The sequence below is a fragment of the Pseudoalteromonas ostreae genome, from assembly GCF_018069805.1.
GTDB lineage: Bacteria > Pseudomonadota > Gammaproteobacteria > Enterobacterales > Alteromonadaceae > Pseudoalteromonas > Pseudoalteromonas ostreae.
Map to the genome: position 1 here is coordinate 1 of NZ_JAGPYN010000033.1, position 19536 is coordinate 19536.

Sequence of the window (19536 nt, forward strand, 5' to 3'; positions counted from 1 at the left end):
GGAATGCGTTTCGTTCAAATATTACTAACGTTAAGCATATGTGCTTTAGAGCATGGACAAATTTGATCACTAAATCAATAGGTTTGGTGTTAATAGTATACGATACTGTATTAGGGTCAATTAAACAATCACTACCAATAATAATTTCACCCTCACTAATGTGGGCATCTAAAATAGTATAGTTAATGTTTATAAAAGTACGATCACCAATTTGTACTTGACTGCCATAGTCACAATGAAAGCCTGCTTCAATAATTACTCCATCACCACAGTGTGAGGATAACTCTTTTATTCGCTTTAAATTACCTTTACTCGGGATTTTATTAAATAAGCAGCAAATTTCGTGCACAGCTCACTGTTTTTTGGCCGTGGCTCGCAATACCCAATCGCGATGGAAGGCGCACTTAAGCTTAAAGAAATTTCATACATCCACGCTGAAGCATACGCAGTCGGCGAGCTCAAACATGGCCCATTAGCGCTTATTGATGCTGACATGCCAATTATTGTTGTAGCACCAAACAACGAATTGCTTGAAAAGCTTAAATCGAACGTAGAAGAAGTACGTGCGCGTGGTGGCATTATCTATGTATTCGCTGATAAAGACTCACACTTTGCATCAGACGTAATTGCCCCTGTTGTATATACAATTCCGCTACAGTTACTTTCATACTACGTAGCGGTAATTAAAGGCACCGATGTTGACCAACCACGTAATTTAGCAAAATTAGTAACTATTGATTAAAATCAATGAGTTAGTAATCACCTGTTAAAGATAAAAAGGCGCTCAACGCGCCTTTTTTAATATGCGCGTTCCCCTAAGTCATAAGCAAAGTAGCCATAGGTCGCACAGATCATCATCATAACTAATGAGTAATGCATCACCCGAGCGAGTATAAGGTCAATAGGGCGTGCGTGGCGAAGTATTGCTTCGTCGTTAACGATGGTTGCTTTGGCAGGTTTTTGACGACGAATTACTTTGCCATACATGCTCACTCTTATACCAATACCTTTATCCCAAAGCGGCTCATGTATTCCTTCCTCGCGCATTTTCTTCTCAATATGCTTCATTGAAATGCGAGTGAAACACAAGGCTGAAATTAGGAATGTAACTATTGAAGGGCCAGCTAGTAGCCAGTAAAAACTCTCAGGTATGATAAACATCTAAAACCAACTTATATCAGCGTAAGGAGCATATATTAAGGTACAAGTGATTTTCTGTAGCATAAAACCTTTTGCCTATAATTGCGCCATGAAATTAATAAGCGCGCTCACCTAAGTCATATGCAAAGTAACCATATACAGCTAAGATCATCGTAATAGTAAAGGAGTAATGCATCACCCGAGCGAGTATGAGGTCAATAGGCCGTGCATGGCGAAGTATTGCTTCATCGTTAATGATAGTCGCTTTAGCAGGCTTTTGACGTCGAATTACTATTGCGTACATATTAATCCTGATACCTAGCCCTTTATCCCAAAGTGGCTCATGTATCCCTTCCTCACGCATTTTTTTCTCAATATGCTTCATTGAAATGCGAGTGAAACATAAAGCTGAAATGAGAAAAGCAATTAAAGATGGTCCAGCTAAAATCCAGAAAATATTTTCAGGTATAACATACATAGTTTAAAACCAATTTATATCAGTACTAATGTCATAAATCAGCCCTGAAAAACCTTGCCCTAGAGCATCGCCAACTTTACCTGCGGCATAACCAGTAGCTAAACCTGCTCCAATTAATATAACCCATCCTACGGGACCCATAGCAATTGCTATTCCTACCCCCGCGGTTACGTGGCACCGCCAGCATAGGCTCCTGCTGCAGTACCTACACCAAACCCTGTCGTTTCAACAACTGCACGACGCTGCCAGTCTTTACCTGCTTTATAATCGTTATAAACACGTATACCAGCATCAATCGCAATAACAAACTTTCCTGCAATATTAGAGCCTTGCTCTAATTTACGTAAATGTTGAATATTGGCAATAGATGTTAATTGCAGGGGAGCTGAACTTCTTGCACTTCTGGCTGTATCTATTCCTCGCTGCGCATTAGACCAGATATTACCCCTTGCAGATGCTTTCACTTTGCCTTTAAATTTAACCATTTCTCTTTTAAATTCAGTGTTAAGTTCTAGATGGGCTTGCTTAGCTTTGTTACCTAGTTTGATTAATTCTAATTTAGGTAGCTTGTTTTGTGACGCTTTTCTAATTTCAATTAAGCTAGTTTGATACTTTAAAATAGCTTTTCCAAATGTACTTAATCTCACTTGGCTTGACTCTAAGGAAGTAAGTGCTGCGCCAGTGGCAGTTAAGGTATCAATATTCCTCCCAAGAACTTCTTGGCTCGTTAAACTTCTTACTTTATCAACATATGGAGATATTTCCGCATCGTATAGCGCTGCAATAGCCAAAGCATCCTCATCACCGAAGTTGTTTACTATAGTGCTGACATTTCTCTTAGTATGCTCAGGCCAAGACACTGTATTATCAAGTGCACAAGCTATGTCAGGGCGAGAACGCCTGAAATCACTCATATCCCCAGATTGTGGAGATCTTAAAATGAACGGAGTTCCTTGAGGTATAAAGTTACCTATAATATGAGGGTTATCCTCTCTAAACCTTTTTAATTGATCTAAATCACTGCTGTTAAATGGTAAGCTTGCTCCGGCTTTTTGTATTAAAGCATAAGTCAAATTGAGACATGATATTTCCTTGAATCTAAAATTAATCCATTCAATCAAAGAAAATAACATACTCGAATTAATAAGATCAAGAATATAAGCGCTCTTAATAAATACTTTAATGTGGTATTCGTAACTAATCGCCCGTTACAGTTACTTTCATACTACGTAGCGGTAATTAAAGGCTCAGATGTTGACCAACCACGAAACTTAGCAAAATCGGTTACTGTTGAATGAAATCAATAGGTTGGTAATTACCTGTTAAAGCTAAAAAGGCGCTCAATGCGCCTTTTTTGTGCCTGAAAGTCTGTTAGCTTAAGTAACTCATTATTCTCTAAGGGATTAGTCATGCGTTTATTTACCGCTCTGTGTTTTGTTAGTTTTTATATTTTTAGTTCACAAAGTGTCTTTGCACAATCTGGCACTAAACAGCAAAGTGCAGATTACTCTGTGCACACGCATACTATTAAGTCGGCTGTTTTAAACGAACAGCGCACAGTTGTCGTTCAATTACCTAAAAGCTACCAAACTAACCCCAATAAAGTTTACCCTGTGATATATCGCTTAGATGGGGCGGGTAATATACCGCTTGCTACTGCTATCATTGAGCGTTTACAAAATGATAATCGTGCGCCAGAGGTAATTATTGTCGCTATTGAAAGCACTAATCGACTCAGAGATTTTTATCCTACAGTGAATAAAGAGCCACAAGGGCCTGTCGGTGAAGGGGGCGGTGCTGATAAGTTTTTAGCGTTCTTTGAACAAGAGCTTATTCCTTTAGTAAATAAGAACTATCGCACGCATGACTATAAGGTTATTGCGGGTGCCTCTGCGGGTGGTGTATTTGCATTATATACTTTGCAGGCCAAGCCTACATTATTTCAAGCGCATATTGCGTATAGCCCTGCGGTTTGGTGGAACTATGGCGCAATGGTAAAAAGTACAAAATCGTTTTTAGCTAAAAGCAAAAAGCAAAGAGCTTAACAATTACGTTTACCTCAATATCGGCGAAGAAGCCGGCATAATGCGTGAAAGGTACGATGAATTACAGCAATCACTGCAATCGCATAAAGCGCGAGGGTTACGCTTTTTTAGTGATGCGTTTGCTGGCATCTCGCATAACCTAACTTCCGTTGCTGGGGCATTTAATACTTATTACAGCTTATTTTTACCTAAACAAATGCCTATAAGTGCTTTAACTGATGATGTAGCCTCTATTGATGCTTATTACCAAAACTTATCTCAACAATGGAGCGAACAGATATCTCCACCAGACCGTGCTGTTAGATCACTCGGTTATAACTTAACGGGCAGCAAGCAGTTTACCCGTGCAATTGAGGTGTTTAAGTACAATTTAAAAAATCATCCTAAATCAGTCGATGCGTTTTCTGCCTTATCTTATGGCTATGAAATGCAAGGTGACACTCGTCAAGCACTTGAACAGATGGGATCTGCTTTAGCGATTGCTGATGACTCATATCCTTACATAAATTACTTAAGAGAAACAAAAGCTAGGTTGCAAACACAGGTAGATAAATAAGATTAATGCCACTCACTTTTTAGTGAATGGCATTATCATGGGCTTTAAGCGTCCGGGATTTTAAACAGCTGCTTTTGTTATGGCAGGACTTCCTCTGTGCCTAAGTTACTATCTGGTTGTTGTTCTTCATGTTGAGCTGATGTGAGTGCACGCTTAAGCCATAGCAGCCCAAATAAAGACGCAATAACACTACCAACAACAATCGCTATCCAAACGGTCCAAATTTCTAACGCGAATACGTTAATGCTAATAACGCTAATGGCGAGAGCAATGCCGATTCTTGCAAATGTAATCCAAAAACCTGGCCATGATTTTCCTATGCCTTGAAAAATACTCGCTTCAATGAAAGCAACAGCAAAAAAGAGATAGCCTAATGGCACGATGCGAAAGTATTGCAGGGCATATTCTGTGACAAGTGGATCAACTGTAAAAATGCCTACAATATAAGGAGCAAAAATTAACACTAGTAAACTAAACAGTAATGCAGAGCCTGAGCCATACCATACAGACACATTTAAAACTGCACGAACCCTATCATGATTACCTGCTCCGATATTTTGCCCAATCATCGACATTGCAGCAAAACCAAAGCCAATAGCGGGAATAAAGGCAAAAAACTCTATTCTAAAACCGATAGCAAAAGCGGCGGCCCCAGCTTCTAAAAAAGTGGCTGAAACAAGAAACATTAATGCAGAAAAACCCAGTGGATTAAGTACTTGGTTGAGCGATGCGGGTAAGCCAATATCGATGACTTTTTTTACCGACGACCAACTTAGTTGTAAATACTTTAGGTGTAGCGGCACCATCATGGTCGGTTTCATCAATAACCTTAAAGCTAGTACAATAAAAACTGCTTGAGAGATCAAGGTTGCATACGCGGCACCAGCAATACCCAAGGCAGGGAAACCTGCATAGCCAAAAATAAAAATGGGATCAAGCACCATATTAGTCATAGTGGAAAGGGCGAAGAGTTTAGTCATGGTAAAATTATCGCCCTGAGCATTATAAGAAATCGAGATCATCATCATTAAAAATGTCAGTACCGAACCCGCAGTAATGACAGTGAAATAAGGGGTTGCTAGCGGTAATATGTCGCCAACTGCGCCAGAAATAATCAGAAATTCATTACGGAAACTATAAATGAAAAGGGTAAAAAGTAGTGCCGCAATAATGGTTAATAGAAAGCCTTGACCGAGCACCCGCTCAGCGATGGCTATTTTCTTTGCGCCAATATTTTGCCCAACTAAAACAGAAGTGCCAACAGAGATACCCATTGCCAAACTGATCATAATAAATAAAATTATTTGTGAAATTGATACAGCGGCAATGGCAGAAGCTGAAATTTTCGCAACCCAAAATGCATCCACTAAGTTGTAGAGGGAATGAAAAAACATTGAGAGCATCATAGGCCACGCCAAAGACCATAATTGCTTTGGAATAGGGCCACTTGTTAAGTTTTGTCCTTGCATTGTTTAATCTTCCTTAATTTAAATAATAATAGAAGTTCTACTTAGTCGTATGAGCAAGCACACAATCGACAAATCACAACACTTACGGCGATAATTTTTATTGTGCGTTTAGTTAAAGCATTGTATCCAATATTATCCTCATTGTCTTATTTGGGGGCGATATATATGGCGATGCAAGTCAATAAAAGTGTTTTATCTCGGTACCTAAAATAAGTCCTAAACTAATAAGTAAGTCAGCCGATACAGAAATACTTGAATGCAGAACAATTAAAAAGGAACTTTTATGACTATTAACTTTAATATCCATCAAGCGGTAAGTCTTACTACTATAAATCAGCCCAAAACGCCGATAGCTCCTCAGCAGCAAGTGACTGATGCTAAAAAAGAGGTAGAGGCAGAACCAGAAGCGATTGCTGCATTTACCGGCGGAGCGCAAAAAAGTTCACCCTATAGTGCGCTGCTTAATCCTGAAGGCTTTGATTTTAGTAATATGTCGATCAATGAATTCAAAGGGATAGTTGATGCGGTGAGAAAACTTGAGTCGGACACACAAAGAGCAAGCGGTAACACAGAAAGCCTCAGAGGAACATTTTGGGATGATGTTATGGGTGTAAAGGGCTCTCTTGAAGGGATCAACTTCCAGAACAGAGGTTTTTCTTCAAGTGATAAAATCGATATAACAGCATTTTTTGAATTTGGTGTTAAGGAAGCACAACAAATGCGAAAAGAGCACCCTCGCTCTTTTAGTAAAGTTGTTGGATATGCGCGGTCTTCTTTGTCAACGGTAGAAAAATTAACCTCAGAATCTTTTATTAAAGAATATCAAGCAAAGGCCGTTGAGTTCTTAAAAAGCCAAGATACCCCATTGATAAAAACACAGGCCTAGTTAAACCTGCGCATCAATAGATTAATTTTCGCGGTATTCGTAGCGCACTCCACCACGCGTGCCATTACCTAAAACACATTAAAATCACTAATCTCTACTTAACGGGCAATAAATACGCTAAAATTGCAGGCTATTTTTAGTAATGAGCCCGCACTTTTTATGACCTCAGCCGCAAATCCTAGTAATTTCAACGAACTTGGCCTTATTCCAGAGCTATTAGCTCGATTGTCTGATCTTGAATACACGCAACCTACGCCGATTCAGGCTCAAGCAATTCCAAGTATCTTGGCGGGCAGTGACTTAATTGCAGGGGCAAACACTGGCTCTGGTAAAACGGCGACCTTTGCATTACCGATACTACAAGCGCTGTTTTTAGCACAAAATGCTAAAAAAACGGCTAGCAAAGGTAATTTTGTTTCAGGGCTTATTTTAGTACCTACACGTGAGCTGGCAACGCAAGTGGCTGATAGCGTTAAATCGTATTCTGCAAATTTTAATGGCGCGATTAAAACCGTGGCGGTATTTGGTGGTGTGTCGGTTAATACGCAAATGCAGGCACTTCGTGGTGGTGCTGATATTATTGTGGCAACACCAGGTCGTTTACTCGATTTAATCTCAAGTAATGCCATTAAGCTGGATAAAGTTTCAACCTTAGTGCTTGACGAAGCTGACCGCATGTTAAGCCTTGGCTTTACTGAAGAGCTGGCTGAGCTGTTAGCGTTAATGCCGGCTAAAAAGCAAACTATGTTGTTCTCGGCAACCTTCCCTGAGCAAGTAACGCTATTAACGCAAGAGCTGTTAAACGACCCGGTTGAAATACAAGTACAAAGTAAAGACGAAAGCACCTTAGTACAGCGTGTATTTACGGTTAATAAAGGTGAAAAAACCACGGTTTTAGCGCACTTAATTAAAGCGCATCAATGGCGCCAAGCACTGATTTTTGTCAACGCCAAAAAAGATTGTGAGCACTTAGCCAGCAAGCTTGAAAAACGTGGCGTTAACGCGCAAGTATTCCATGGGGATAAAGGCCAAAGTGAACGTACCCGGGTAATCGAAAAGTTTAAAAATGGCGAAATAGAAGTACTAATTGCCACGGATATTGCCGCCCGTGGTTTAGACATTGCCAAACTGCCTGTAGTGATTAACTTTAACTTACCACGCAGCCCTGCTGATTACATGCATCGTATTGGCCGAAGCGGCCGTGCTGGTGAAGTAGGTTTAGCGTTATCACTGATTGATTATGAAGACTTTCATCACTTTAAAATTATCGAAAAGAAAAACAAACTACGTTTAGAGCGCGAAGAGGTAGCAGGCTTTGCCGTAAACCAAGCCAACCTTGATGCCGCACAGGCGCTTAAAAACGACAAGCCAATGGCAAAACCTGAAGGCACTGGTAAGAAAAAGAAGAAAAACAAAGTCAACCAAGAAGATGACGTATGGAGCGGCTGGCGGGGTAAAGGTAAGTAATGCCAAAATAGTTAAATACATAAGTATAAGTGGATAGGCCGCTGTTGCTTATGTATGGCCTATAATTGCTGGTATTCTTTACATGTACTAATGCAAAAAGTTATTATTAGCGTTTATTCGAAACACTGCATTTAAGGTGAGTTGTAGACCTTGGCTTCATTTCCTTTTCAAACCTTAGCACAAGCCGTTGAGACTTATTATGGTGAGCTTGTAAAGCACATCCGCTTGCGTGCGGGTTCTGTTGACGTGGCTGAGGAAGTTGTTCAGGAAACATGGCTACGCGCTGTTAATACACATATTGAGTTACCCAGTAACCCCAAAGCTTACTTATATCGCATGGCTAGCAATCTACTGGTAGATCAATTTCGCCAACAACAAACAGCCCAGAAGTGGCAAGCGCAAATAGTGTCGCCTCAAGAGCAAGAGCAATGTGAACAAGTGGCGTGCCCTTCCCCAGCGCATTCTGATGTACTAATTGCTAAGCAACAACTGGCTGTATTAGAGCTGGCCATAGCTGAATTACCAGACAAATGTCGGGAAGTTTTTATACTGTATCGTAAGCAAGGACTAACAATGCGAGAAATATCGCAGATATTGGGTATCAGTATTAAGACGGTTGAAAAGCATATTGCAAAGGCTATGGTTCATTGCCGTCAATGCTTGCGAGAAGCGGGGCGACAGGTTTGAGTTTTTTTATTGATTCACCCATCTTAACGGTTCTTAGCTATGTATGTATCAAGTTGAGTAACCCTGTAAAAATAATTTTTATGATAAACCTTCTGATTGGTCTTTTCCTAGAGTTTAATCAATATGGTTGAGATGGCAGGTAAGCATACAACTGATATACCAGAGACTATCTTAGAGCAAGCAGCAGTTTGGCATGCCCGCGTGCACGACAGTGATTTTCAAGATCCACAAAGCCGTCAGTTAAAGGCACAGTTCAATACTTGGCTGCTTGCTGATCCTCTACACCGAGCAGCATACGATGAAATGAGTTCAATATGGGGTGTACTGACGCAACCTGAGTTATCTGAAAACGATGTGGTATTAGATGAACCAATTGTTAAACAAGCCCCCATTAAGCGTGCATCGTGGCCATTGTATGCTGCGGTTGCAAGTGTTGCGATTTTTGTCGCCATAGCAGGCGTTAGTTGGCAACAAAACTGGCCGCTGCGCTTGCAAAGTGATTATTACAGTAACGTTGGTGAGCAAACAGTTGTGCAACTGGATGATAATAGTGAGATTATTCTTAATACTAATAGCGCCATTAAAGTTAATTATACCAACCAATTACGGGAAGTATCATTGCTTCAAGGCGAGGCTAGGTTTAATGTTGCTAAAAATAATGAGCGTCCTTTTGTAGTTAATACAACACAAGGGACAGTCACTGTTACTGGCACTCAATTTAATGTTAGTTTGTATAACGACTCAGCCACTGTCAGTCTGTTTGAAGGAAGCGTTGTACTGACGTCGAATCAAGCTAGTAAACTTATGCAAAACTTATCTGAAAATCAACAAGCTAAGCTCTTTTCAACGGGCATTGGTGCAGTGAGTGAATTTGATGCTGCAGCGGTCAATGCATGGCAGCGTGGGCAACTTGTATTTTATAGCACGGCGCTTAGTGAGGTTGTTGCTAAGCTGAATCGTTATCGTAAAGGGAAAATAATTATTACTGATGAATCACTGAATAATTTGCAGATTAGTGGTGTGTTTTCTATTAATGACCCCGATGCCGCGTTGGAAATGATCACAGAAACATTAGCGGTAAAACAAATTCGTCTCACTGATTATTTAGTCATGCTGCATTAAAAAACCGAACCTCGAATAATAAATCTATCTCCGGCTGGAGAGTAAAACGAATATTAATAAACTAATGTATGAGTGAATAACTTGACCACACATTAGGTTAAATAAGCGTTAGTATTTTTCCTCTTCTTGTCTTTTAAATAGCGCGCATCCTATTAAATTCTTTCTGGCTGTAATAACTGCATTAATTTTTTAAACGTAATGGGGGAAAGTATTAGTGAGATACGTCTTAATTGTAGGTGTAAATTATTCGTATTACTTTTACTAAAGGGCGCTTAATGGATTTTCGTGTTAATAAACGTATTGGGTCGTTTTCAATACTGACCTTGGCGTTGCTAGCCAGTCACTCACTACAGGCTAATACCGCAGTTAAATCACATGTTGAAAATACTGCTTACCAGCAAACTGCTGGCTACCAATTTGATATTGAAGCTAAAGTATTGTCAAAGGCTATCACTGATTTTTCTGCTATTACTAACATTCAGGTTTTATACACGGGAATACCGACCGCACAGTATATGTCTGGTGAAGTTAAAGGTGATTTTACCCCAGCCCAAGCGCTTAGAATTTTATTGTCTGGTACTAATATCCGCTATCGGTTTATCACTAAAAATGCGGTAACGTTAGAGAAAATGAAAGCTAAAGCTACTAGTCAGCCGCTATCTTTAGGGCCAATAACGGTAACAACTGCCGCAGGGTACTCTCAAGAAATTAAAGATTCACCAGCAAGTATTAGTGTGCTTTCAAATGATGCTCTGGAAAAACGCCCGTTTAGTTCTTTACAAGATATTACGAATGAAGTGCCAGGTGTAAACGTTGTTGGCTCCGGTGCTAATAGTGGTATTTCAATTAGAGGCATGCCTAAAGGGTATACATTAGTATTGGTTGACGGAAAGCGCGTTCGTTCAGAAACAGCTAACCCAAGAGAATTAAATAACGAAGACTTAGATAGTAGTTTTATACCACCGGTATCAGTGATTGACCGTGTTGAGGTTGTTCGCGGTCCCATGAGTTCGTTATATGGTAGTGATGCTATGGGTGGGGTAATTAATATTATTACCAAAAAAACGCCTGAAAAATGGGGCGGTAGCGTAGGGTATGGCTTTCAAGCGCCTGATAGTGGTGTGATGTCGAATAAACGCCAAGCGGATTTTTATTTATCTGGGCCGATTATTAAAAACACTATGGGGGTTGCTTTGTGGGGTAGTGAAATACTGCAAGATGAGGATAAATATTTAGGCGGTTACCAAGAGTCTCAAAAGCGTACTTTAGGCGGTAAGTTAAATCTTATAGCCAATCAAAACACCGATCTAACATTTGATTTTTCAACCTCAAAGCAGCGCTATACCGGCAATCCTGGTGGCGTACTAAAGCTTACAAGTCGGTCCGCAGTTGATCGAGAGTGGACGCGAGACTCTTGGGGTATAACCTACAATAGGCGTTTTAAGCTGGGTGATTTAGAAGTCAAATATTACCAAGAAAGTTATGAAAGACACCGTTATCCAAAAACTTATGAATTTACCACAAGTTCAGAAAATAAAGTTGCCGATGCACGCTTCTTAACAGGCTTTGGCCGTCACCTTATAACGACAGGTTTGCAGTGGACTAACGATGAACAAGCCAATAGTGATTTAGGTGGAGGTCATTCTGGCAGTTTTGGTACAAGAAAGGTCACTGATTGGGCTATTTTTACTGAAGATGAGTGGGAGCTTATTAGCCAAAAGTTATATTTAACGTTAGGCGCTCGTTTAACTGACAATGAATTTTTTGGCAAGCACACTTCGCCTCGTGCTTATTTTGTTTTTAATTATAGTGAAAGCTTAACTTTTAAAGGCGGTATTGCAACGGGTTATAAAAGTCCAAAAATCACGCAAATTGATGAAACGACGGGCTCATCACGAGGTGGTGGTAGTAACCAATTCGTGATTATGGGTAATCCAGATTTACAACCAGAAAAAAGCACCAACTATGAGGTTAGTGCTATGTATAACAACAATAAAAGCCTGAGTTTTGGCATAACTTTTTTCTATAACGATTTCACCAATAAAATACTCAGCACGCAATCTTACTACTTTAGTGATGGCAATGACGGCGTTATTGCAGCGTATTGCGACTCTGGGGGGGTTGGTTCGCAGGAATGCCCAGCTTGGGCTACATGGCTTAATGCTGATGGAGCAGCAATTCAAGGTCTTGAGTTAGAGGGAAGTTGGGATATAGCTGAAAAGTTGGCACTTAAGATTAACTATACCTATACCGATTCTTCCATAGATGCCAGTAATGTTGTTATTAATACACCTGCAGGAGAACGCCCTTTTGGCGATACTTTGGCACAATTAGATGGTAATTCATTAGTTGGTATTCCTGAGCACACAGGGTCAGTTGTCCTTAATTATTATCCAGCCGATAAGTTATCTAGTTATATAAGAGCGAATTATGAAGGGCAAATTACTCGAGTTGATTTTGACCGTAACTCGGTTGATAAAAGTGAAAAAGATTTGGCGACTTTAGACGTTGGATTGAGCTATGACGTTAATAAGTGGCTTAGTCTAAATTTTACAATTGATAATCTTACAGATGCAAAGCGTTTTAAAGTACGTGAAGACACTGGCGCTTTTAGGTTTTCAGAGCGTGGACGTAGTTACTTAATGAACATGAAAGTGTTGTTTTGATTGCAGCTTGTAGCAAATGGAAAGAATGATCGTGACTGTAAGCTTGTTAAACACTCGCTCTTTTTTATTGAATATACTATGTGGCGTTACTTGCTCATTAATAACGTTATGCCCTAAAAATTTGATTTTATTGCCATTAGACTGGTTGATTAATTGGTCTTTCGCATGAGTAGAAAAGCAGTAAACAAAAAGCTTAGCATACGAGTAAGAATGGGTCCTGTTCATACATGGGCGGGACTGATTTTAAGTGGACTTATTTTTGCAATATTTTGGACTGGTACTTTGTCTGTATTTGACAAAGAAATAGACCGCTGGATGATGCCAGATACTCGCATTAACTTAACGAAAGTAACACCTTCTTTATCGGTAGATAAAGATATTATTCAGCCATTGAGTGAGCAGCAAAATGCAGCTGCTTACTGGACAATTGTGTTACCGCGTGAGCGTATACCATATGTAATCAAAGCGGCTTCATATAAAAAGCCTCGTCGCCATGTTCGGAAGTATTTTCATCCAGTTACGCTTGCATCATTAACAAATGCGAACAGGCCTAATGCTAGTAACTTTATTTACCCTTTTCATCATAACTTGACGCTGCGTAAAGATGATTTAGGGGCATGGCTGGTAGGGGTTGCAAGTATTGCAATGCTCTGTCTGTTAGTTTCAGGCATTGTTATTCATCGGCGAATATTTACCGATTTTTTTTCTTTGCGTTTATTTCGTAAGTTCAGCAGAGCTAATTTAGATCTGCATAATTTAACAGGGGTTGTGTTACTACCATTTACTCTTGTTATAACGTTGTCAGGGTTGATTATTGTACAACAAGTCTATTTTCCTCAATTAATTAGTCGCGTTTATCAGCAAGCTATTAGCGTTGAGAATGGTAATAAGACCGCGAATGAAAAAGACGCTCAGCGTTTATTTTCAGCAAAGGTGCTTGGTCATATTCGTGAGTCTGCCAGCGGAGAAAAAGGTCATTTTTCCTCTATTGAACAGATGATCTTAAAGGCTGAATTAGATTGGGGTAAAGGAAGCGTTTATTTAGTACGAGTAAATCACCCTGGTGATACTAATAGCTCTGTTGTGTTTAGAAGACATAGCGATGATTCGGTTACAAAAAGTAATGATCATAAGCGTTTTAATACCATGACAGGGGAACCTAAAGGGTCATTTACCGGCTCGCAAGCTGTTGGCATTTGGAACTTTATTAGTGGCATACACTATATCCAATTTGATCACTGGCCACTTCGTTGGTTGTATTTTTTTGCTGGCTTAGGTAGCTGTTTATTAATTGCTACGGGCTTATTACATTGGACCACCGCGAGTAATAAAAATTACCTAACCCCTCCTCTTAATGTTGCTCTAATGAGTGTACATAATATTGCGGTTATAACCGGCGTTATTGCTGCAACAGGTGTGTTTTTACTTACTAACAGAGTAAGGGATATATCCCCATATTTGGATACTGTTATGGGAGATAAAGCTGAAATATATGCATTTTTCAGCGTTTGGTTACTTAGCTTGTTGCATGCTTTGCTAAGTGTTTTACGAGATAGATCATATGGATATTTAAGGGCTTGGGCACAACAAAGTGGATTTATTGCTGTTGTTGCTGTTTGTGCCGTTATTTTAAACTGGGTGGGAACAGGCGATAGCCTTATTAAAACAGTATTTACAGATACTTACTGGCCTGTAGCGGCTACAGACTTGGTGCTACTAATCGCGGCTGCCAGTGCTTTTTGGGCTAGCGTAAAGTTACGAGCTCATTATCAAGAGAGGTTTTGAAGAATTTTATGATGCACATCGGATTAATCGCTTCGTTTGTCTGTGCTTATGTTGGTTTTAGTTGTTGGGCTATTAGTCAAACTCAGCATTGGCGTACTGTTATTGGTGGACCCTTTCCAAGCCAAGAGATGGTTAGAACACAGCGTTTTTTTGGCATGGTTATGGTGGCATTGTCATTAATTATAGCGTTGTTTAATGATGGCTTTAGTTTTGGCGCGTTGGTGTGGGTTTTAATATTAAGTTTGGCGGCGATTTTAGTCGCATTTTCTTTGGTGTGGTGCCCAAGTTTATTGAGCTATATCAACAAAGTTATATCGTACTTTTATTTTGCTAACGCAGTGGAAAAAACCAATAAACCGTAATGTTATTTTTAGTTTTAGTTTTAGGTGAAAAAAATGGTCGTAAAAGACTCAGTGATAACTGATCTAAATAATCGCGTTAAGCACACTATGGCTGTTTATAAATGGCTTTATAGTATCAGTATGGTGTTGCATTCAATTGTTATTTGCTTGCTTTGTTATATTAGCAGCTCGCAGCTTGTAAATATTACGGGGACGGTGCTTTTTCATTTAGGTATGGCGTGGACTGATGCTGTTGTTGTTGCAAGTATGACAGGCTTTATCTACTTGCCGGTTATTTTAATGTGGGCTTTTTCTCGCGGAAATACGTTATTAACCTGGGTAAAAGTAATCTGCTTTACAGGTATAACCTTGGTTACAGCTTGGTTAGCTGGGGCGTTAGTATGAAAACTGGATTTAGATTTAGCATGAGTGCCCTGCATACTTGGGCAGGCCTGCTGTTAAGTGGTTTACTGTTTGCTATTTTTTGGACCGGCACGCTATCAGTATTCGATAAAGAAATAGATCGCTGGATGATGCCGCAAACGCGAATTAATATGGATACAGCACCTAAATTATCTGTTGATCGCGATATTGTTCCTTTACTCAATAGTCTATCTGAAAGCGCTACAGCATGGAGTATCGTACTTCCTTCTGAGCGCAAGCCTTTTTTAGGGCTGGGTTATGATACTAAAGAATCTCATATAGCTAAGCGGAATAGTTTTCACCCAGTTACTTTAGATCAGCTTCCTGCATCTAATACGCGAGGTGCAAGTCGCTTCATTTACCCATTTCATCATAACCTTACGTTACGCAAAAGCAATATTGGTGCTTGGCTGGTGGGTATTGCAAGCATTGGTATGTTGTGTCTTTTGGTTTCTGGAATAGTGATACATCGTAGATTATTTACAGATTTCTTTTCCTTTAGAGTGTGGCGTAGCTTTAGCCGAGGTAACCTTGATGCGCATAATCTAACCGGGGTTTTACTGTTTCCGTTTACCTTAGTCATTACTTTGTCGGGATTAATGATTGCGCACTTAATTTATTTTCCGAAAGCCCCCGATGCTGTATATGAGCAAATGCACCCACAATCAGCAGCACATACGCAGAAAACTCCGGCTAAAGAAATAACGTCCTTGCGGCAGAAAATCGATAATAAAAGTAAAACCCCTAAAGCCAGAGAAGGTGCAGGTAATTCGCCTGCGAGGCGGCGTTTTATTGGTGAGTCACAAGGGCGAGTCACTCCTAAAGCGTCCGGCGAATTTGCAACCATTACATCTATTGACCCTTTAATTACTGCCACTGAAGAAGAGTTGGGCCGTGGTGCTGTTTATATGGTGCGGGTAAGTAATCCAGCGGATGCAGAAGGTGTGATTGCGCTTCGCTTAAGTAGTGATAAAAGTGTTGCACAAAATATGGATAACCGACGGTTCTCTGTTGCAACTGGTGCAGATCTTGACCACTTTGAGTCGTCCTCAGTTACTAATGTATTTAATTTTCTAGCGGGTATGCATTATGTGCAGTTTGATCATTGGCCATTACGTTGGTTTTACTTTATTGCAGGGCTTGGAGCGTGTGTGCTGATAGCCACTGGACTGTTGCATTGGACACAAGCTCGTAATCAAAAACATGATGGCACACGTTTTAGTATCAGTTTTATGAATGTTCATAACCTAAGCGCAGTTATGGGGATTATTGTCGCAACGGGGGCTTTTTTAGTCGCGAACCGGCTATTTAATAACTCAGTGCATTTTGCTGGGGTTTTAGTTCCTGATCTTGAAGTGTACGTGTTTTTTAGTGTGTGGATGTGTTGTGTTTTGCATGGCGTGATCAGGGTGCTTATTAATAAGCGCAGTGGTTATATTAAGGCGTGGGGTGAGCAATGCTGGGCAATCGCTTTTATTGCCATTTCAGCGGTTGTATTGAACTGGCTCACCACTGGAGATCACCTAATTAAAACTTTATTTAAAGATACTTATTGGCCAGTTGCAACCATTGATTTGTTGCTAATTAGTAGTGCTGCAATCGCAATTTTTGCAGCGCGAAAGTTGTCAGCCAATTTAAAGTTAAATATTGGTCGTTAGGTAGTTGTAATTATTTTTGCTTACCTAAAGGTAGGTAAATAAAAAATTGATAAAATTAAAAGTTGAGACCGTTGATGAAATTAAAATTCTATTTGCTCATATTTGTACTATTTCCATTTACCTGTTTATCTCAGGATTCGGCCAGTATAGATAACAGCCAAGTTACTTCTGCAATTAATAATGAAACTAGTATCAGTGAGGCTGCACCTTTAGAGTTTGATTCAGCTGTAGCTGATATAACAAAAGATGTGAAAGAAAATACAATAGCCGATGTTGACGTTATGAACACACCTTCTTGGTACAGCACGGCTATAGAACTTATAAATACAGGCGGTGCTGTAGTATTAATATTACTATCGATGTCGGTTATTGCATTAACTATTATCTTAATAAAGCTTATACAGTTTCAAAAAGCACGTATTTGGCAACGCCAATCTGCAAAGCGAGCACTTGCTTTATGGCAGCAAGGAAAATGTGAAGATGCACTGAATTTAGCTGATAGACATCCAAACCCAATAACGCTTGCAATGGCGCGTGCGTTTAGGGGAATTACACACAATGTTGCCGAGCCTGCGATACGTGAGGACGTTCTTAGGTTTGGTAGTGATACGCTTTTTCGTTTAAGACGTGGCTTTCGTCCGTTAGAAGTCATTGCTTCTTTGTCGCCATTGCTTGGCCTATTAGGCACAGTGTTGGGTATGATTTCAGCGTTCCAGCAATTAGAAGGTGCAGGTAATAAAGTGAATCCTGCTATTTTATCTGGTGGTATTTGGGAGGCGCTACTGACAACGGCTGTGGGATTGTGTGTGGCTATACCTGTGGTGGCGCTATTAAATTATTTAGAACGCCAAGTAGACCATTTAGCACACGAAATGGACAATTTATTAACACAAGTATTTATCACTGATTTGTCGCAGCAAGGATGCGAAGCTTTATATCAGGGCAGCGCACAGCAAAAGAGTGCAGTGCTTTCGCAGGTTAATTCAATGCAGGCTGAGCATGCAAAAAGCGTATAATCAATTTCCAGCATTATCAGCTAAACAGGCAAAACGAAAGACCTTGGTGAGCCTGACGCCGTTAATTGACGTGGTATTTATTTTGCTCATATTTTTTATGTTAGCTTCGAGTTTTACAAAATGGCATAGCGTTGAAGTAAATAGTAGCAGTAGCAATGCGGGTGGCTCTTTAGCAACAGATTTACCCCCGTTTTTAGTGCAAGTGGCCACCGATAAGCTGTTACTTAACAACAGCGAAATTACGCTTAGTAGTTTGTTAAAGCAAGCCAAAGTAAAGCCGAGTGAACAAGCAATAATTCTACAACCTTTAGGTGATACTCCGGTGCAGGCATTGATCGACATTTTAGATGAATTAAATGCTCAAGGGATCGCACCTCTACAGTTAGTTCAAGACCCAACATGGCAGGCAAGTAAGCAAACTAAGATACGTGCCAATATGCCCTTGGAGGTGCTTTAATGCACTTCCCTGAACGACGTCCAGATCAAACTGAAGAGCGTATTTTACCGCTAATTAATTTAGTCTTTTTATTACTTATTTTTTTTATGATCGCAGGTAGTTTAAGCGCAACAGAGCCATTTGATATTACTCCTCCCACTTCGAGCAGTGAAACAGCGCAAGAGGTAGAAACAATTGTTGTGTTAATGAATAAAAAAGGTCATTTTGCGTTAGATAATCAGCCGTTATCAGAGCTGGATTTACTTACCGAGATTACAGATATCATTAAGCGTAGTCCTAATGCTGAGATCACTATAAAAGCGGATGCAGGCCTTGTTGGAAATCATTTAGTAAGCTTTACACATGAGTTATATAGTATCGGCGTCAAAAAATTACAATTACTGACTGAGCAGGCGCAGCAATGAAAGGTACAATTTTAAAGTTAAGTGTATGGGCTTGGCTTGGGGCACTTTTACTTGCAGCTTTAGTACATTTAATACTATTTTTTTTAATTTTTTATTCGCCATCCGTTGTCCAGCAAAATAGCACGCAAACTAGTGCTAAATTAGGAGTAGAGATTTCGTTAGGGCCGCAGCATATTGAAAAAAGTGACCTGACTAGCTCTTCGGTAAGTGCTGCAAATAAAGATAAGATTGAGCTTAAATCAGAACCTAAGGTAGAGCGCAAACCAGAGCTTAAACCGGAGCCTAAAGAACCTAAAGCTGAGCGCAAACCAAAGCTTAAACCGAAGCCTAAACCGCAACCTAAGGCTGAGCGCAAACCAAAGCTTAAACCAGAGCCTAAACCGCAACCTAAGGCTGAGCGCAAACCAAAACTTAAACCAGAACCTAAACCCCAAGAAAAACCAGTCCAAGGTACAGAGTCTGCAAACTTAGCAATAAAAGCAGAGAGTATTGTTTCCAGTAATAAAAAAGTTGCTATGAATAATCAAAGCACCAACCTTAATAAGGAAGCTATTAATACTAGCTTTGCATACAAAAAAAATTATGCAGCAACCTTATTAACATGGTTAGAAAAGCACAAAGAATACCCAAGAATGGCTAGAAGTAGGCGCCAGCAAGGCACAGTAATCGTATACTTTATAGTTGATCGTGACGGTATTATTATTACAAGTCGTATAGAGCAAACATCGGGTTACTCTGCGTTGGATGATGAAGCTCTCAAAATGTTAGCGCGCGCGCAACCATTACCTAGTATTCCGAATGATATTGAAGGTAATAGCCTTGAGCTTGTTGTACCGGTTGAATTTTTTATAAGGTAATATTCTTACTTGTATAATGAACAAACCCGTAATTAAATTAGTTACGGGTTTTATATCATTTAGACACTTTTAGCTAATT

The 19536-nt window shown here is 39.9% G+C and carries 19 protein-coding genes and 2 pseudogenes; 15 read left to right on the forward strand and 6 right to left on the reverse strand.

All coding sequences use genetic code 11. The features are described from left to right. Nucleotides 1-349, reverse strand: a 349-nt coding sequence (locus tag J7338_RS18875; RefSeq protein ID WP_477742915.1) for an LbetaH domain-containing protein, incomplete at its 3' end; no start/stop codon positions are given. Between J7338_RS18875 and J7338_RS18880 the strand changes: the two are divergent. Further along, nucleotides 347-742, forward strand: a pseudogene (locus J7338_RS18880) (SIS domain-containing protein); the annotation flags it as partial. The gene J7338_RS18875 and the pseudogene J7338_RS18880 overlap by 3 nt on opposite strands. Nucleotides 743-798: 56 nt before the next feature. On the opposite strand, the gene J7338_RS18885 reads toward J7338_RS18880, so the two are convergent. The 4 genes from J7338_RS18885 to J7338_RS18900 all read right to left on the reverse strand — a co-directional run bounded on the left by J7338_RS18885 (nucleotide 799) and on the right by J7338_RS18900 (nucleotide 2739). Next, a complete protein-coding gene (locus J7338_RS18885) occupies nucleotides 799-1047 on the reverse strand; it encodes a hypothetical protein (RefSeq protein ID WP_210798530.1) in 249 nt (82 codons plus the stop codon). 208 nt (nucleotides 1048-1255) lie between these two features. Continuing rightward, nucleotides 1256-1618, reverse strand: coding sequence for a hypothetical protein (locus tag J7338_RS18890; RefSeq protein ID WP_210798531.1), 363 nt, complete (start codon nucleotides 1616-1618; stop codon nucleotides 1256-1258). 3 nt (nucleotides 1619-1621) lie between these two features. After that, on the reverse strand, nucleotides 1622-1759 hold the full coding sequence (locus J7338_RS18895) for a hypothetical protein (RefSeq protein ID WP_210798532.1): 138 nt from the start codon (nucleotides 1757-1759) through the stop codon (nucleotides 1622-1624). A 26-nt stretch (nucleotides 1760-1785) separates the two neighbouring features. Next, nucleotides 1786-2739, reverse strand: a complete 954-nt coding sequence (locus tag J7338_RS18900) for a hypothetical protein (RefSeq protein WP_210798533.1) — start codon at nucleotides 2737-2739, stop codon at nucleotides 1786-1788. 288 nt (nucleotides 2740-3027) lie between these two features. Between J7338_RS18900 and J7338_RS18905 the strand changes: the two are divergent. After that, nucleotides 3028-4219: pseudogene (locus J7338_RS18905) on the forward strand (alpha/beta hydrolase-fold protein). A 77-nt stretch (nucleotides 4220-4296) separates the two neighbouring features. Here the strand turns inward: J7338_RS18905 and J7338_RS18910 are convergent. Continuing rightward, on the reverse strand, nucleotides 4297-5688 hold the full coding sequence (locus J7338_RS18910) for an MATE family efflux transporter (RefSeq protein WP_210798534.1): 1392 nt from the start codon (nucleotides 5686-5688) through the stop codon (nucleotides 4297-4299). Nucleotides 5689-5971: 283 nt separating this feature from the next. On the opposite strand from J7338_RS18910, the gene J7338_RS18915 reads away from it, so the two are divergent. The 13 genes from J7338_RS18915 to J7338_RS18975 all read left to right on the forward strand — a co-directional run bounded on the left by J7338_RS18915 (nucleotide 5972) and on the right by J7338_RS18975 (nucleotide 19457). Next, nucleotides 5972-6574 (forward strand): hypothetical protein, encoded by a 603-nt coding sequence (locus tag J7338_RS18915; RefSeq protein WP_210798535.1) that lies wholly within the window; start codon nucleotides 5972-5974, stop codon nucleotides 6572-6574. A 159-nt stretch (nucleotides 6575-6733) separates the two neighbouring features. After that, on the forward strand, nucleotides 6734-8041 hold the full coding sequence (locus tag J7338_RS18920; RefSeq protein WP_210798536.1) for a DEAD/DEAH box helicase: 1308 nt from the start codon (nucleotides 6734-6736) through the stop codon (nucleotides 8039-8041). A gap of 150 nt (nucleotides 8042-8191) precedes the next feature. After that, the gene (locus J7338_RS18925; protein WP_210798537.1) at nucleotides 8192-8728 is read left to right on the forward strand and encodes an RNA polymerase sigma factor; all 537 of its coding nucleotides are present in this window, start codon (nucleotides 8192-8194) and stop codon (nucleotides 8726-8728) included. A 123-nt stretch (nucleotides 8729-8851) separates the two neighbouring features. Then, nucleotides 8852-9850 carry a FecR family protein gene (locus J7338_RS18930; RefSeq protein ID WP_210798538.1) on the forward strand — a complete coding sequence of 333 codons (999 nt, stop codon included), beginning with the start codon at nucleotides 8852-8854 and terminating at the stop codon, nucleotides 9848-9850. Between the two features lie 275 nt (nucleotides 9851-10125). Then, nucleotides 10126-12516, forward strand: a complete 2391-nt coding sequence (locus J7338_RS18935; protein ID WP_210798539.1) for a TonB-dependent receptor — start codon at nucleotides 10126-10128, stop codon at nucleotides 12514-12516. Between the two features lie 165 nt (nucleotides 12517-12681). Further along, nucleotides 12682-14301 carry a PepSY-associated TM helix domain-containing protein gene (locus tag J7338_RS18940; protein ID WP_210798540.1) on the forward strand — a complete coding sequence of 540 codons (1620 nt, stop codon included), beginning with the start codon at nucleotides 12682-12684 and terminating at the stop codon, nucleotides 14299-14301. Nucleotides 14302-14309: 8 nt separating this feature from the next. Beyond that, complete coding sequence (locus J7338_RS18945) at nucleotides 14310-14663, forward strand: DUF3325 family protein (RefSeq protein ID WP_210798541.1); 354 nt, start codon at nucleotides 14310-14312, stop codon at nucleotides 14661-14663. A gap of 33 nt (nucleotides 14664-14696) precedes the next feature. Further along, nucleotides 14697-15047, forward strand: a complete 351-nt coding sequence (locus tag J7338_RS18950; RefSeq protein WP_210798542.1) for a hypothetical protein — start codon at nucleotides 14697-14699, stop codon at nucleotides 15045-15047. Beyond that, entirely contained in the window at nucleotides 15044-16723 is a 1680-nt protein-coding gene (locus J7338_RS18955; protein ID WP_210798543.1) for a PepSY-associated TM helix domain-containing protein, read from the forward strand. Before J7338_RS18950 ends, J7338_RS18955 begins: the two co-directional genes overlap by 4 nt. 74 nt (nucleotides 16724-16797) lie before the next feature. Continuing rightward, nucleotides 16798-17739 (forward strand): MotA/TolQ/ExbB proton channel family protein, encoded by a 942-nt coding sequence (locus tag J7338_RS18960; RefSeq protein ID WP_210798544.1) that lies wholly within the window; start codon nucleotides 16798-16800, stop codon nucleotides 17737-17739. After that, on the forward strand, nucleotides 17723-18196 hold the full coding sequence (locus tag J7338_RS18965) for an ExbD/TolR family protein (RefSeq protein WP_210798545.1): 474 nt from the start codon (nucleotides 17723-17725) through the stop codon (nucleotides 18194-18196). The genes J7338_RS18960 and J7338_RS18965 overlap by 17 nt, the downstream gene beginning before the upstream one ends. Then, nucleotides 18196-18600 (forward strand): ExbD/TolR family protein, encoded by a 405-nt coding sequence (locus J7338_RS18970; RefSeq protein WP_210798546.1) that lies wholly within the window; start codon nucleotides 18196-18198, stop codon nucleotides 18598-18600. The genes J7338_RS18965 and J7338_RS18970 overlap by 1 nt, the downstream gene beginning before the upstream one ends. Further along, the gene (locus tag J7338_RS18975) at nucleotides 18597-19457 is read left to right on the forward strand and encodes an energy transducer TonB (protein ID WP_210798547.1); all 861 of its coding nucleotides are present in this window, start codon (nucleotides 18597-18599) and stop codon (nucleotides 19455-19457) included. The genes J7338_RS18970 and J7338_RS18975 overlap by 4 nt, the downstream gene beginning before the upstream one ends. Nucleotides 19458-19536: the final 79 nt, after the last annotated feature.